General features: G+C 73.5%; 13 protein-coding genes. 7 read left to right on the top strand and 6 right to left on the bottom strand.

Annotation, left to right across the window (positions count from 1 at the left end; all coding sequences use genetic code 11):
- The first annotated feature begins 11 nt into the window (after positions 1-11).
- The 4 genes from LX15_RS08670 (at position 12) to LX15_RS08655 (ending at position 3,835) form a co-directional block, all read left to right on the top strand.
- Entirely contained in the window at positions 12-941 is a 930-nt protein-coding gene (locus LX15_RS08670; protein WP_253669061.1) for an ABC transporter permease, read from the top strand.
- A 20-nt stretch (positions 942-961) separates the two neighbouring features.
- On the top strand, positions 962-1,948 hold the full coding sequence (locus LX15_RS08665; protein WP_253668982.1) for an ABC transporter ATP-binding protein: 987 nt from the start codon (positions 962-964) through the stop codon (positions 1,946-1,948).
- Between the two features lie 47 nt (positions 1,949-1,995).
- Entirely contained in the window at positions 1,996-3,093 is a 1,098-nt protein-coding gene (locus LX15_RS08660) for an ABC transporter ATP-binding protein (protein WP_372502524.1), read from the top strand.
- Between the two features lie 100 nt (positions 3,094-3,193).
- Complete coding sequence (locus LX15_RS08655; protein WP_253668980.1) at positions 3,194-3,835, top strand: class II aldolase/adducin family protein; 642 nt, start codon at positions 3,194-3,196, stop codon at positions 3,833-3,835.
- 12 nt (positions 3,836-3,847) lie between these two features.
- Here the strand turns inward: LX15_RS08655 and LX15_RS08650 are convergent, their stop codons facing one another.
- The 4 genes from LX15_RS08650 to LX15_RS08635 all read right to left on the bottom strand — a co-directional run bounded on the left by LX15_RS08650 (position 3,848) and on the right by LX15_RS08635 (position 8,957).
- Positions 3,848-4,861 carry a DNA topoisomerase IB gene (locus LX15_RS08650; RefSeq protein ID WP_253668979.1) on the bottom strand — a complete coding sequence of 338 codons (1,014 nt, stop codon included), beginning with the start codon at positions 4,859-4,861 and terminating at the stop codon, positions 3,848-3,850.
- Positions 4,862-4,930: 69 nt separating this feature from the next.
- The gene (gene leuA / locus LX15_RS08645) at positions 4,931-6,724 is read right to left on the bottom strand and encodes a 2-isopropylmalate synthase (RefSeq protein WP_253668978.1); all 1,794 of its coding nucleotides are present in this window, start codon (positions 6,722-6,724) and stop codon (positions 4,931-4,933) included.
- A 365-nt stretch (positions 6,725-7,089) separates the two neighbouring features.
- Complete coding sequence (locus LX15_RS08640; protein ID WP_253668977.1) at positions 7,090-7,704, bottom strand: nitroreductase family protein; 615 nt, start codon at positions 7,702-7,704, stop codon at positions 7,090-7,092.
- Positions 7,705-7,727: 23 nt separating this feature from the next.
- Positions 7,728-8,957: a glycosyltransferase family protein gene (locus LX15_RS08635; protein ID WP_253668976.1), complete on the bottom strand. Its 1,230-nt coding sequence runs from the start codon at positions 8,955-8,957 to the stop codon at positions 7,728-7,730.
- Between the two features lie 203 nt (positions 8,958-9,160).
- Here LX15_RS08635 and LX15_RS08630 point away from each other — a divergent pair, with 203 nt between their 5' ends.
- Together LX15_RS08630 and LX15_RS08625 are read left to right on the top strand one after the other, a co-directional pair.
- On the top strand, positions 9,161-10,426 hold the full coding sequence (locus LX15_RS08630; protein ID WP_253668975.1) for an aspartate kinase: 1,266 nt from the start codon (positions 9,161-9,163) through the stop codon (positions 10,424-10,426).
- Positions 10,427-10,433: 7 nt separating this feature from the next.
- Positions 10,434-11,507 (top strand): aspartate-semialdehyde dehydrogenase, encoded by a 1,074-nt coding sequence (locus LX15_RS08625; protein ID WP_253668974.1) that lies wholly within the window; start codon positions 10,434-10,436, stop codon positions 11,505-11,507.
- 78 nt (positions 11,508-11,585) lie between these two features.
- Here the strand turns inward: LX15_RS08625 and LX15_RS08620 are convergent, their stop codons facing one another.
- Complete coding sequence (locus LX15_RS08620; RefSeq protein WP_253668973.1) at positions 11,586-12,161, bottom strand: hypothetical protein; 576 nt, start codon at positions 12,159-12,161, stop codon at positions 11,586-11,588.
- Between the two features lie 168 nt (positions 12,162-12,329).
- On the opposite strand from LX15_RS08620, the gene LX15_RS08615 reads away from it, so the two are divergent.
- Positions 12,330-13,844: a gluconokinase gene (locus LX15_RS08615; RefSeq protein ID WP_253668972.1), complete on the top strand. Its 1,515-nt coding sequence runs from the start codon at positions 12,330-12,332 to the stop codon at positions 13,842-13,844.
- Positions 13,845-13,978: 134 nt separating this feature from the next.
- On the opposite strand, the gene LX15_RS08610 is transcribed toward LX15_RS08615, so the two are convergent.
- A complete protein-coding gene (locus LX15_RS08610; RefSeq protein WP_253668971.1) occupies positions 13,979-15,187 on the bottom strand; it encodes an MFS transporter in 1,209 nt (402 codons plus the stop codon).
- Positions 15,188-15,231 lie beyond the last annotated feature (44 nt).

The following is a 15,231-nucleotide window of genomic DNA, read 5'->3' as shown; positions in this document are numbered from 1 at the left end:
GTCCCCCGCTGCTGGGCGGGCGCAAGGAGCGGCTCGACGCGCTCGCCGCGTCCTCGGGGAAGGGCGACGCCGGCGTCAGCCTCGCCGCCTCGGCGTGGCGACGGCTGCGCCGCAACCCGGTGTTCCTGGTGGGCGCCGCGATCATCGTGCTGTTCGTCGTGGTGGCGTTGCTGTCGCCGTGGCTGGCCGCGCACGACCCCTCGGCGCGGCTGCTGGAGGGCCAGGTGTCGCGGGCGCGCAACGAGATCCCGCCGGCGCAGGAGGGGTTCCCGCTCGGCGGCGACCAGGTGGGCAGGGACCTGTTGTCCCGCCTGCTGGTCGGCTCGCAGCAGACGCTCATGGTCGGCGTGTTCGCCACGGTGATCGGGTTGGCCGGCGGGCTCGTGCTGGGCACGCTGGCCGGCGCGCTCGGCGGCTGGGTCGACTCGCTGGTGATGCGGGTCGTGGACGTCATGCTGTCCATCCCGAGCCTGCTGCTGGCCTTCTCCATCGGCGCGCTGTTCCCCCGGCCCTCGCAGTTCACCGTGATCCTGGCGGTGGCGACCGTGCAGATCCCGATCTTCGCGAGGCTGTTGCGCGGCTCGATGCTCGCGCAGCGGGGCAGCGACCACGTCCTCGCCGCCCGAGCGTTGGGCGTGCGCCCCAGGGCGATCGTGTTCCGGCACATGCTGCCCAACTCGCTGGGGCCCGTGATCGTGCAGGCCACCCTCGTGCTGGCGGTGGCGATCATCGACGCGGCCGCGTTGTCGTTCCTCGGCCTCGGCAACCCGGACGACTCGATCCCGGAGTGGGGCCAGATGCTCGGCGGCGCCCAGAACGTGATCGACAGCCACCCGAGCCTGGCGTTCTGGCCGGCCGGCTGCATCATCGTCGTCGCGCTGGGTTTCACCCTCGTCGGGGAGTCGATGCGCGACGCCCTCGACCCGAAGAACCGGCGCTGACCGGCGCCCTGGGAGAAGACATGGCGCTGCTCGAGGTTTCCGATCTGACCGTCGTCTTCCGGCGCAGGGGCGAGGCGCCCTTCACCGCGGTCGACGGCGTGAGCTTCGCGGTGGAGCCCGGCCAGACGGTCGGGCTGGTGGGGGAGTCCGGCTGCGGCAAGTCGGTCACCTCGCTGGCGATCATGGGCCTGCTGCCGAGGCGGGGGGCCACCGTCATGGGCTCGGTGCGTTTCGAGGGCACGGAGCTGTTGTCGTTGTCGCCCCGGCAGATGCGGGACCGCAGGGGGCGCGATCTCGGCATGGTGTTCCAGGACCCGTTGTCCTCCCTCAACCCGGTGGTCTCCATCGGGCTCCAGGTGACCGAGGTGCTGGAGCGGCACCGGGGGATGCCGCGCCGGCAGGCGATGGTGGAGGCGGCCGACCTGCTGGACAAGGTCGGCATCCCCGATCCCCGGCGGCGGTTGGACGAGTACCCGCACCAGCTCTCCGGCGGCATGCGGCAACGGGCGCTGATCGCGATGGCGCTGGCCTGCCGCCCGCGCCTGCTCATCGCCGACGAGCCGACGACCGCGCTGGACGTGACCATCCAGGCCCAGATCCTGGCGTTGCTCGCGGAGCTGGTCAGGGACACGGGGACCGCGCTCATCATGATCACGCACGACCTGGGCGTGGTGGCCGGGCTGTGCGACGAGGTGAACGTGCTCTACGCGGGCCGCGTGGTGGAGCGGGCCGAGCGTCACGAGTTGTTCCGCCGCCCCCGGCACCCCTACACGCACGGGCTGCTGGCATCGATTCCCCGGCTTGACGCGCCGCGCGGCGAGCGGCTCGTGCCGATCCAGGGGTCGGTGGCCGACAACATCCCGTGGGACCACGGCTGCGCGTTCGCGCCCCGGTGCCCTCGCGCGTTGGAGGCCTGTGTGGAGATCACGCCTCATATGGGTGAAGAGGGCGGCCGGCTGCTGCGGTGCCACAACCCGGTCCAGGAGAATCAGGAGGTGCCGGCGTGACCTCCGGCGTCGACTCCACCACACAGAAGTCCACTTCGGACAGCGACGTGCTCGTCGCGGTCGACGGCCTGGCCGTTCACTTCCCGATCCGGCGCGGGATCGTCCTGGACCGCACCGTCGGCCACGTCTACGCCGTCGACGGCGTCGACCTCGACATCCGCCGGGGCGAGACCTACGGCCTGGTGGGCGAGTCCGGGTGCGGGAAGTCCACGCTCGGCCGGGCCATGCTCCGGCTGGTCGAGCCCACGGGCGGCCGGGTGGTGTTCGACGGGGTCGACCTGTCGACGCTGCGCGGCGAGTCGCTGCGCCGGATGCGCCGTCGGATGCAGATGGTCTTCCAGGACCCGCTGTCCTCCCTGGACCCTCGGCAGTCCGTGGAGTCCATCCTGGTCGAGGGGCTGCGGGCGCACGGGCTCGACCAGGGCAGGGAGACCACGGGCCGCCGGCTGCGCGAGCTGCTGACCTCGGTGGGCCTGCCGACGACCGCGTTGCGGAAGTACCCGCACGAGTTCTCCGGCGGCCAGCGGCAGCGCATCGGCATCGCCAGGGCGCTCACCGTGGAGCCGGACCTGGTCGTCGCCGACGAGCCGGTGTCCGCGCTCGACGTGTCGGTGCAGGCGCAGGTGATCAACCTGTTGGCCGACCTCCAGCGGGAGCTCGGGCTGACCTACCTGGTCATCGCGCACGACCTCGCCGTGGTCCGGCACATCTCGGACCGCGTGGGCGTGATGTACCTGGGCGGGATCGTGGAGGAGGCGGGGTCGAACGAGCTGTACGCCCAGCCGCTGCACCCCTACACCCGGGCGCTGCTGTCGGCCGTGCCCGTGCCCGACCCGCTGCTGGAGGACCGGCGGGAGCGCATCCTGCTCACCGGCGACCTGCCGTCGCCGGCGGCGCCGCCCTCCGGCTGCCGCTTCCACACGCGGTGCCCGTGGCGCCAGCCGGAGCGGTGCGACACCGAGCGGCCGGCGCTGCGGGAGGTGGCGGGCGGCCACCGGGTGGCCTGCCACTGGGCGGAGGAGATCCGGGACGGCCGGATCCAGCCGCACGAGGTGCGGCCGGAGCTGGTCGAGGAGGACGGCCTGCTCTCGCCGGACACCGCCCTGACCGGCCCGGCCTCGGTGACCGAGGTCCTCGGCCCCTGAGGCGCGCCGGTCGCGGTCGTCGGGCGACCGGGCTCGCCGCGCAGCACGAGACCACCGGTTCCAGTGGGCGATTTCCCCCTCGAAGAGGTAAAGAGGGGGAGTGCAGCTCTTCACCGAACGGGAAGCGATCGTGGTGGCGTGCCGACGGCTGGTCAGGGACCGGCTGGTGGTGGGCACCGCGGGAAACCTGAGCGTGCGCGTCGACGACCTCGTCGCGGTCACGCCCAGCGGCGTCGACTACGACCGGCTCACGCCGGAGCTGGTCGGGGTGCACCGCCTCGACGGCGAGGCGGTCGACGCCCCGCTGGCCGCCACCAGCGAGCTGCCGCTGCACCTCGCCCTGTACGAGCGCACCGACGCGACGGCCGTGGTGCACACGCACTCCCCGGCGGCGACGGCGCTGTCCTGTCTGGTCGACGAGGTGCCCCCGGTGCACTACTACCTCGCGTTGTTCGGGGGCCGGGTGCGGGTGGCCGAGTACGCCACCTACGGCACGCCGGAGCTGGCCGAGTCGGTGCTCGCCGCGCTGGGCGGCTCGTCGGCGTGCCTGCTCGCCAACCACGGGGCGCTCACCACGGGGGCGACGCTCACCCAGGCGTACGAGCGAGCCTGCTACCTGGAGTGGGTGTGCGACGTGGCGCTGCGCGTGCTCTCGGCCGGAGGCTCGCCGCGCCTGCTCACCCCGGAGCAGATGGCCGACGCGGGGAAGATCACGCGCTACGGGCAGGAGCCGCCGCGCTGAGCGTGCCCCTGGTCAGCGCCGGCCCCTGAGCAGGCGGAGCACGGCGCGCTCCAGGCTGTCGCGCACCTCGGGCCTGGTCAGCTCGGTCGAGCCGATCCGGAGCACGGCGGGGCGGATGGTCAGCCCCCGCTCGTACGCCTCCAGCACCCGGGGGTCCACATAGGACTTCCGGCAGACGGCCGGCGTGTTGCCCAGTTCCTCGGCGACGTCGGACAGGGCGTTCGCGACCGCGCGCCTGCGCCCGCGTCGGCTCTCCGGCCGTTCCTCGACGGCGAGGGCCACCGCGGCCAGCACCGTGGCGTTCCACGTGCGCACGTCCTTCGCGGTGAAGCCGTCGCCGGCCAGCTCGCGCAGGAAGTCGTTGATGTCCTCGGCCCGGACGTTGTGCCACCCCTGGTTCCAGTAGCCCAGCAACTCCGGGTTGGGGTCCCTGCGCCGGAGCAGGGCCCGCACCACCACGAGGAGGTCGGCGTCGTCCAGCACGGTGCGCCGCTCGATGCCGCCCTTGGCCGTGTAGGCGATGTGGATCCGACCCCTGTGCACCTCCACGTGTTCCCTGAGCAGGGTGGAGAGGCCGTAGCTCCCGTGCTCCTGCGCGTACTCGTGCCCGCCCACCCGGAAGATCCCGAGTTCCAACATCCGCAGCGCGGCCGCGAGCACCCGCTCCCTGCCGAGGCCCCGGCCGGCGACCAGCTCGGCGACCCGCGCCCTGACCCGGGGCATCCTGGCGCCGAGCGCGAGTACCCGCTCGAACTTCTCCGCGTCCCGCTTGGTGACCCAGTCCTCGTGGTACAGGTACTGCCGCCGGCCGGCGTCGTCGGTGCCCGTCGCCTGGATGTGCCCTTGGGCGTCGGGGCAGATCCACACGTCCCGCCACGCGGGCGGGATGGCGAGGTGCGCGACGCGCTCCAGCGTCTCGGGCTCGGTCACCGGCCGTCCGTCGGGGTGGTGGTAGCTGAAGCCACGGCCACGCCGGCGCCGGGTCAGACCCGGTTCACTGGGGTCGCTGCGGCGGAGCCGACCCATGGGACGGGGGTACCCACAACGCGCCGGAGGACGTCCTGCCGGCGCGTCGTGGGCGACCCGTGGTGGGTGTCAGCGGCACGCGCGGTTGACCGCGGAGACCACGGCCCGCAGCGAGGCGGTGACCGTCGACCCGCTGATGCCCACGCCCCACAGCACCTTGTCGCCGATGGCGCACTCGACGTACGCCGCGGCCTGGGCGTCGTCGCCCGCGCTCATGGCGTGCTCCACGTAGTCCAGCACGCGGACGTCGTAACCCACCGTCGCCAGGGCGTCGACGAACGCGGCGATCGGGCCGTTGCCGCTGCCGGTGATCTCGTGCTCCTCGCCGTCCACCCGGACGGTGGCGACGATCTCGTGCCGGCCGTCACCGAAGTCCGAGACGTGGTGGCGCAGCAGCGCCAGCGGGGCCGAGGGCGTGAGGTACTCGGTGGCGAAGACGTCCCACATCTCCTTGGGCGTGACCTCGCCGCCCTCGGAGTCGGTGACCTCCTGCACCACGCGGGAGAAGTCGATCTGGAGCCGGCGGGGGAGGTCCATGTGGTGCTCGGTCTTCATCAGGTAGGCCACGCCGCCCTTGCCGGACTGCGAGTTCACCCGGATGACCGCCTCGTAGCTGCGACCGACGTCCCTCGGGTCGATCGGCAGGTACGGCACCTCCCACGGGAAGTCGTCGACGTGCTCGCCCGCCTCCTTGGCGGCCTCCTCCAGCGCCTCCAGCCCCTTCTTGATCGCGTCCTGGTGGCTGCCGGAGAAGGCGGTGTACACCAGGTCGCCGCCGTAGGGGTGGCGCTCGGGCACCGGGAGCTGGTTGCAGTACTCCACGGTCCTGCGGATCTCGTCGATGTCGGACAGGTCGAGCTGCGGGTCCACTCCCTGGCTGAACATGTTCATGGCCAGCGTGACCAGGCAGACGTTGCCGGTGCGCTCGCCGTTGCCGAACAGGCAGCCCTCGATGCGGTCCGCGCCGGCCTGGTAGCCCAGCTCGGCGGCGGCCACGCCGGTGCCCCTGTCGTTGTGCGGGTGCAGGCTGAGGATCACCGAGTCCCGCCGCGCGAGGTTGCGGTGCATCCACTCGATCGAGTCGGCGTACACGTTGGGCGTGGCCATCTCGACGGTCGCCGGCAGGTTCAGGATCACCGGGTTGTCCGGGGTGGGCTGCCAGATCTCCGTGACCGCGTCGCACACCTCCAGGGCGTAGGACAGCTCGGTCCCGGTGTAGGACTCCGGCGAGTACTGCCAGCGGAAGCGCGTCTCCTGGTGCTGCTCGGCCAGGTCGAGCACGAGCCGCGCGGCGTCCGTGGCGATCTTCTTGATGCCGGCCCTGTCCTGCCGGAACACGACCCGCCGCTGGAGGACGGACGTGGAGTTGTAGATGTGCACGATCGCCCGGGGCGCGCCCCGCAGCGCGGCGAAGGTGCGCTCGATCAGCTCCTGGCGGCACTGGGTGAGCACCTGGATGGTGACGTCGTCCGGGATCGCCCCGTCCTCGATGATCTCGCGGACGAAGTCGAAGTCGGTCTGGCTGGCGGCGGGGAACCCGACCTCGATCTCCTTGAAGCCCATCCGCACGAGCAGGTCGAACATCTTCCGCTTGCGGGCGGGGGACATCGGCTCGATCAGGGCCTGGTTGCCGTCGCGCAGGTCCACCGCGCACCACAGCGGCGCGCGGGTGATGCGACGGTCCGGCCAGGTGCGGTCGGGGAGCGAGATCGGCTCGACCAGCTCGTGGAACGGCCGGTACCGGTGGTGGGGCATCGAGCTGCCCCGCTGCGGGTTCCAGGCCGGCTGGTCGGCGGGGGCGGGACGGGAGGGCGTGCGGATGGAGCCCTTCGCGGAGACGAAGGCGTCCGAGTGGCTGCTCATGCGGGGTGCGCTCCTGGGGACGGGGGGTCGACCGGCCGCGCACAGCTCGAACTCCGCGACGGGAGGCCGGTCTGGTCAGACCCCGTCGCGGCGACGAAGCAGGAGGCGCCCACGAGCCACGCGGCGAGAGTAGCCGCTCCGTTCGGACACAGGGAACAGGTTCCCGTATCGCGGGAACAGGGGCTCGTTGACCAGGGGCGTTCACTCCCGGTGATCACGGGGGTCCTCGCGATGCCCCACGCCCGAGGTCGGTCCCCGCGTCGGTGGCGTCCAGCGCGTCGCCGCCGGGCGGCCGCTGGTCGCGGCACCCGCCGCCCGGGCCAGGAGTCCGTGCGACCCCGGACCCGGGACACGTGGTCAGAAGGTCAGAAGGCGGGGCGGCCCCATTCCCCGGCGAAGACCAGCTCACCCAACGGGTGTCGGCGGCGCGGCCGCGCGTCCCGCTCGGCGAGATCGGGCGCGGCGGTCCCCGGTGCGGCGAGCCGGCCCACCGCGACCATGATGACCGGCTCCAGACGCGCGGGCAGGTCGACGGCCCGGCGGGCCGCGTCCTTGTCGAACCCGCTCATCTGGTGCGCGACCAGCCCCTCGGCCACGGCCTGGAGCGCGAGGTTCTGCGTGGCCAGCGCGACCCCGTACTCGGCGTACGGGACCGGCTCCCCCTCGTCGTCCCTGGCCACGGCCACGCCCAGCACCAGAGCGGCCGCCGCGCCCGCCCACCCCCGGTTGCCCCGGGACAGGGTGCCGAACAGGGCCTCGAACGTGGCGTCCCCGCGCCGTCCGACCAGGAACCGCGCCGGCTGGCTGTTGCCCCACGACGGGGCCCACCGGGCCGCCTCGAACAGCGCGCGCAGCTCGTCGTCGCCGAGGGTGGCGGTGGGGTCCAGCGCACGCGGGCTCCACCGTTGGGCGATCAGCGGGTGCAGCGGCGCGCTCGACGCGGCCACGCGGTCGGACTGGGGAACGGCGTCGGTGGTCACGTCGCCGGACGGTACCTCGCCACCTAGATGGCGTAACCCCAGGAGGTGATGGAGTACGCGCCGAACCAGGCGCTGAACACCGCGACGGCCGCGCCCACCGCCACCACCGTCCCGGTGCGCCGCCGGGCGAGCCCGATCGCGATCGGCAGCAGCAGCGTGAAAGCCGGCACCAGCAGGCGGGCCTTGGAGTTCATCAGGCCGTTCGAGCCCACGACCATCACCAGCGCGCAGACCGAGAAGACCAGCACGGGCCACGGCAGGCGCATCCTGATCCCGACCACCACCAGCGCCACGGCCGCCAGGAGGAACCCGACGGTGGCCACCTCCAGCACCGACCGGGCCGAGGCGAGCGCGTCCAGGCCGAACTTCCAGGTCGCGGCGCCGCCGTCGAAGCGGGACGCCCACCCGCGTTCCTGCAACGCGAAGTACCCGTCCCACCGGCCCGTGCGCACGCCGACCCAGGCGAGGTAGCCGACCAGGCCGCTCGGCGCGAGCAGCCCGGCCACCCACGGCCGCCAGCCGTCCCGGCGGCGCACCACGGCGACCAGCGCGGCCAGGCCGACCGCGACCACCAGCGCGCCCGCGGTCGGGCGGACCAGCCCGGCGCACGCGCAGCACGCGCCGGCGAGCAGCCACCTCCGCTCCAGCGTCGCGACGAGCCCCCAGACCGCGAAGGCGCAGAACAACGCCTCGGAATAGGCCATCGACAACACGACGGCCATCGGGGAGGCGGCGAACAACGCCACCAGGACCAGCCCCACCCGGCGGCTTCCCCCCACCAACTCGCCCAGCCGGGTGAGGCCGTAGGCGGCGGCCACGCCGGCGGCCACGCTCACCGCGAACGCCCCGGTCACCAGCCCGACGCCGGGCAACGCCGCCGCCACCCGCACCAGGGCCGGGTACCCGGGGAAGAAGGCCAACGGCGTCTCGGCGCTGCGGTGGCCGAAGGCGTCCACCAGACGCGGTGACACGCCGTCGTAGCCCCCGGCCGCGATCCCGAGGTACCACAGGCCGTCCCACGACGTCAGCGCCGAGTTCACCGACACCCGGTTGCGGACGGCCATCCACTCCAGCACGAGCAGGCCCAGCTCCCGGACCGCGAGGTAGAGCACCGCGGGGGCCAGCAGGGCCGCCACGCGCCTCCGTGTCCAGTACCCGCGGGTCAGCCACGCCGGACCCCGCCGGTCCGCCGCGGCGCCTCCGGCCGCGCTCGCCGGTGTGACCGGCTCGTTGTCCACCTGGGTCGCCGACACACGATCCTCCACAGCCGCCGGCCGTTGCTTCGGTCAGGCTAGTGTCCGCTGACCTCCGTGAGCTTGCACACGACACCGCAGGTCGGCGGGCGGGTACGCTGCCGGATCAGCGGGACGGCGCTGTCCTCGGCACGTTCCAGGCACGTTCCAGCCGTCCGCGCGCCCGCGGGCGGATCCGCCCGGCCTGAGGGAGGTTTGATCACGTGGCGCTCGTCGTCCAGAAGTACGGCGGCTCATCGTTGGAGAGCGCGGAACGGATCAAACGAGTCGCCGAGCGCATCGTCGAGACCCGCAAGGCCGGCCACGACGTCGTCGTGGTGTGCTCCGCGATGGGCGACACCACCGACGAGCTGACCGACCTGGCCAAGCAGGTCTGCCCGGTGCCGCCGGAGCGCGAGCTGGACATGCTGCTGACCGCGGGGGAGCGGATCTCCAACGCGCTGGTCGCGATGGCCATCTCCTCGCTCGGCGCGCGGGCGCGGTCCTTCTCCGGCTCGCAGGCCGGCGTCATCACCGACTCGACGCACGGCAAGGCGCGGATCATCGACGTCACCCCCGGCCGGGTGCGCCAGGCCCTCGACGAGGGCAACATCGTGCTGGTCGCCGGCTTCCAGGGTGTCAGCCAGGACACCAAGGACATCACCACGCTCGGGCGCGGCGGGTCGGACACCACCGCCGTCGCGCTCGCCGCGGCGCTCAACGCGGACGTCTGCGAGATCTACACCGACGTGGACGGCGTGTTCACCGCCGACCCCCGGATCGTCCCGAACGCGCGGCGGCTGGACGCCATCACCTACGAGGAGATGCTCGAGATGGCGTCCGCCGGGGCCAAGGTGCTCATGCTGCGGTGCGTGGAGTACGCCCGCCGCTACGAGGTCCCGATCCACGTCCGCTCGTCGTACAGCAACAAGCCCGGGACGACCGTCTCCGGGTCGATGGAGGCCCTCCCCGTGGAACAGGCGATGATCACCGGCGTCGCGCACGACCGGTCAGAGGCCAAGATCACCGTGACCAACGTGCCGGACCACCCCGGCGAGGCGGCGCAGATCTTCCGGGTCGTGGCCGACGCCGAGATCGACATCGACATGGTCGTGCAGAACGTCTCGCACGCCTCGACCGGCCGCACCGACATCACCTTCACGCTGCCCAGGACCGACGGCCCCCGCGCCGTGGCCGCGCTGGAGCGGCAGCGCGACAAGATCGGCTTCGACCAGGTGCTCTACGACGACCACGTGGGCAAGGTGTCGCTGATCGGCGCCGGCATGCGCTCGCACCCCGGCGTCACCGCCAGCTTCTGTGAGGCGCTGGCCAGGGCGGGCGTGAACATCGAGATCATCTCGACCTCGGAGATCCGCATCTCCGTCATCTGCCGCGACACCCAGCTCGACGACGCGGTGCGGGCGCTGCACGACGCGTTCGACCTCGGCGGCGAGGAGCAGGCCGTGGTCTACGCCGGGACGGGAAGGTGAGCCGACGATGACGCGTAAGCCGGTGTTGGCGCTGGTCGGGGCGACCGGCGCCGTGGGCGGCGTGATGATCGACATCATGAACGCCCGGCGTGACTGGCCGTGGGGCGAGGTGCGGCTGGTGGCCTCGCCGCGCTCGGCCGGCCGGAAGATGACCGTGCGCGGCGAGGAGATCACCGTGCGCGCCCTGGCCCCCGAGGTGTTCGACGGGGTCGACATCGCGATGTTCGACGTGCCGGACGAGGTGTCGGCCGAGTGGGCGCCGGTCGCGGCCGCGCGCGGCGCCGTGGCGGTCGACAACTCCGGGGCGTTCCGGATGGACCCGGACGTGCCGCTGGTCGTGCCCGAGGTGAACCCCGAGCAGATCGCGAACCGCCCCAGGGGGATCATCGCGAACCCGAACTGCACGACGCTGTCGATGATGGCCGCGCTCGGCGCGTTGCACCGCGAGCACGGGCTGCGCGAGCTGGTCGTCGCGTCCTACCAGGCGGTCTCCGGCGCGGGCCAGGCCGCCATCGACCGCCTCTACGCCGAGCTGGTCGCCGTGGCCGGCAAGCAGGTCGGCACGCGCGCCGGCGACGTGCGGGAGCTGCTCGCCGCGGCCGGCCTGTCCGCGGAGGACTCGCCGTTCCCCGCGCCCATCGCGTTGAACGTCGTGCCGTGGGCCGGTTCGGCCAAGGGCGACGGGTGGACGAGCGAGGAGCTGAAGGTCCGCAACGAGTCGCGGAAGATCCTCGGCATCCCCGACCTGAAGGTCTCCGCGACCTGCGTCCGGGTCCCCGTGGTCACCACGCACGCGCTCGCGGTGCACGCCACCTTCGAGCGCCCGGTGACCGTGGCCGGGGCCAGGGAGATCTTGGAGGCGCAGCCGACCGTGGTGCTCGTCGACGACGCCGACGGCGGGGCGTTCCCCACGCCGGCGGACGTCGTGGGCGAGGACCCGACGTACGTCGGCCGCATCCGCCAGGCGCTGGACTTCCCGAACACGCTGGACTTCTTCGTGTGCGGGGACAACCTGCGCAAGGGCGCGGCTCTGAACACCTACGAGATCGCCGAGAAGCTGGCCGCGGAACTGGCCGGCTGACGTCGACACGGGAACGACTCGGGGTGGCCCGCGCGCGGCACCAGCCGCGTGCGGACCACCCCGTTCCTCATGCGCCTCTCATGCGCCGCCCAGTCGCTCGACCCTCAGTTCCACGAAGGTCTCCCGGTCGCTCACCCGACGGACGCGGGGCGTGGCGCCCCGGAAACCCTCGGGGACGACCGCGGCGACGGTGGTGAGGCCGCTCTCCGGCTCCTCCGCCCCGACCCGGACGGTGTCCCCGTCGATCCACGCGGCCACGTGCCAGAGCCTGCCGTCGCGCTCCACCGTCGCCGGCTCCCCGGCCGCCGACCCCGACGGCGGTCGCACGTCGTCGCCGAGGGCGGCGAGCCGGACGACGAGCGACGCGGACCTGGCGTGGCCGGAGGCGACGTCGAACTCGCTGAGCACCAGGTAGCCCCGGTGACCGTCCCTGGTGGTGAGCGCGGTGTCGGCCTGCGACACCACCCCGTCGGCGGCGGTGAGCAGCAGGGGGAAGCCCCGCACGCTGACCGGTGAGACCGCGACGGCGGGCAGCATGGTCCGCACCTGGCGGGACGCCTCGGCCCTGAGCTGGTTCGTCCGGGCCGCCTCACCACCGACCGCGCCCACCAGCAGCGCGCCGACCAGCCCAATCGCGACCGCCGTTCCCCGCACTCCCGCCTCCCCCGTCCGTGTCCGGTTGGGTCGTCGGGTCCAGCAGGACCCGCCTGTGAGGGTGGGCCACCGACGTGGCCGCCGGCCTCGGTCATTGGGGCGGAACCGGGTCAACCGCTCGGCTGGTCTTCCGGCTGCTCCCCGGGGTTGTGGCCTAGCGTGCGGCGCATGGCCGGTGCGCCCGACGGCGGGGAGGCGGTCCTGCTCGGCGTCGACCTCGGGTCGACGGCGGCGAAGGTGGTCGCCGCGACCCGAGGGGCGCGGGTGCGCGCCAGGGCGGAGCGGGGATACGCCCTGCGGGCCGACCGGGCCGACGAGGTCGTGCACGACCCCGAGCAGGTGCTGGTCGCCGGGCTCGGAGCGCTGCGCGACTGCGTCCGGCTGTGCGCCGAGGCGCGCCACCCCGTCGTCGGGCTCGCGCTGACCGGCTCCCTGCACAGCGTGATCGCCCTCGACGACGCGCTCCAGCCCCTCACCCCGTCGTTGAGCTGGGCCGACAACAGAGCCCTTGAGCAGGCCGAGCGCCTGCGCGGCCAGCCACGCGGTCGGACCCTGCACCGGGAGACCGGCACGCCGGCGCACCCGATGGCCCCCCGGTCCAAGCTCGCCTGGTTCGCCGAACGGGAGCCGGACCTGGCCGCGCGGGTCCGGTGCTGGTGCGGGATCAAGGACCTCGCCGCGTACCGCCTCACGGGGCGGATGGTCACGGACCACTCGTCCGCCTCGGCCACGGGTCTGCTGGACCTCCGCGGTCTCGCGTGGCACCCCGACGCGCTCGACGTGGCCCGGGTCAGGGCCGACCAGCTCCCCGAGCTGGTCGCGCCGACCGCGGCGCTCCCCCTCTCCGCACCGGCAGGGCGGGCGGCCGGACTGCCGCCGGGACTGCCGGTGGTGGTCGGCGGCGGCAACGGGCCCATGGCCAGCGTGGGCGTCGGCGCCGCGACACCGGGCACGGGCGCGCTCAGCCTCGGGATGGGCGGAGCCTTCCGGGTCGTCCGGGACACACCGGAGGTGGGAGAGCGCTGCGAGCTGTTCTGCCACTCGGTGGTGGACGGCCTGTGGGCGGTCGGCGGCGCGATCAGCAACGGCGGCGTGGTGGGCGAGTGGGCGGCCGACGCGTTCGGTGCGGAGGAGCCCGAGGACCTGCTCGACGAGGCCGCCCTGGTCCCCGGTGGGGCACGCGGCCTGGTGGTCCTGCCCTACCTGCTCGGCGAGCGCGCGCCCTGGTGGGACCCGCTGCCCCGGTGCGCGGTGCTCGGACTGCGCCGCGAACACGGCAGGGCCGAGCTGACCAGGGCGCTCGTGGAGGGGGTTGGGCAACAACTCGCCCTGGTCCGCGACGCGGTGCTCGCCACGGGCGCCCCCGTGCGCACGGTTCGGGCCTCGGGTGAGTCCTTCCGTGCGGCGTTGTGGAGGGACGTCGTGTCCGCCGCCCTGGACACCCCTCTGGAGCTGTGCGGAGAACGCGACCCCGCGGCGCTGGGGACGGCGTTGGTCGGCTGGCGCGCGTTGGGGGAGATCCCGTCACTGGCAGCGGTGGGGGACCAGCTCCGTCCGGACCACGTGGTGGAGCCCGACCCGGCCCTGGCTCGCCGCCTGGGGTCGGCCCGCCCGCTCGTGCGACGGGCCCACGAGGCGCTCCAGGGCCTGTCGGTGGATCTGGCGAGGCTCTCCGAGGAGTGATGCGGGTGATCGGCACGACTGACTCCGTGTCGTGGCGGGGAAGATTCCGTCTCCCCCAGGGCGGTGTTGGAGGGGCGAGACGGGGCGCGTCCACGCTCATGGCCACGGACAGGAAGTCCTCAATGGACAGACGATCAGGCGTTGACGCGGGTGTCCTCTGTGGACACGGTTTCCGTCCGGCCCCGCCACACCAGTCGCAGCAGGAGGCCGACGGCGCCGATCAGGAGCCCGCCGGCTCCCGCGGCCACGAAACCCCAGGCGGGGTGCGGCGTCCTGTCGACGACGAACCCGACGAGCGGCGCGCCGATCGCGCTGCCGATCGTGAGCGCGGAACCGTGGAGCCCCATCGCCTCACCACGCGCCGACGCGGGCGCCAGCCGGCTGATCTGGTCGCTGCCGGCCGCGAGCGTCGGCGCGCAGGCCAGGCCGGCCGGGAGGAGCGCGAGCGCGAGCACGCCCCAGTGGTCGGCCAGCCCGACCGGGATCGTGGCCACGCAGAGCACACCGAGGAGCACGGCCAGCGGCAGCGGCCGGGGCACCGCGCCGTGCACGAAGCCGCCGAGCAGGGACCACAGGCACCACAGGGCGATGACGACGCCCGCCCAGCCCACCTCGCCCCTCGGCTGCAACAGCGCCACGATGGCGACGTCCGTGCCGGAGAGGACGACCGTCGCGCCCGCGCTCACGCACAGGACCACCACGAGCCGCGGCGTGATCCAGGTGCGCCGGGGGAGGGGCTCGGCGCCGGCCGCCAGCTCCGCCGCGTTGCGGATCGGGGGGTCCAGCAGGTACAGCAGCAGGCCGGAGACCAACATCGCGGCCGCGATGCCGACCATCGTGAGCCGGCTGGACACCTCCGTGCTGGCGAGCACGCCGACGGCCGGGCCCACGGCGAAGGACAGCTCGACCGACATCGAGTCCAGCGAGTAGGCCGTCCGGCGCTGCTCCTCGGGCACCATGGCGGCCAGCGACTGCCGGACGACGCCGAAGACCGGCAGCGTCAGCAGGCCGCCGAGGAACGCCAGGACGAGGAGCGCCTCGTAGGGCAGCCACGGGCCCACGAGCCACACCACAACCTGTGCCGCGGTCGTGAGCGCGAGCATCGGACGCGCGCCGTACCGGTCCGTGAGCCGGCCCACCAGCGGGTTCCCCAGGGCCGCGCCCACCGTGCTCGCCGCGGCCACGGCGCCGGCCGCGCCGTAGCCCCGGTCCAGCGTCAGCGCGACGTGCATGGTCAGCGTCACACCGATCGCGCTCACCGGGAGGCGGGCCAGGATCGCGACGAGCAGCAGGGGGCGCAGTCCGGGCAGGGACAGCACCTCGCGGTAACGGGCAAAACTCACCGGTTCATCCTCGGTCACACCACAGGGAGTCTCCGACCGAGTTC

Source organism: Streptoalloteichus tenebrarius, assembly GCF_024171885.1.
In the GTDB taxonomy this organism is placed as follows: Bacteria; Actinomycetota; Actinomycetes; order Mycobacteriales; family Pseudonocardiaceae; genus Streptoalloteichus; species Streptoalloteichus tenebrarius.
This window is presented reverse-complemented; position numbering and strand designations above follow the sequence as displayed.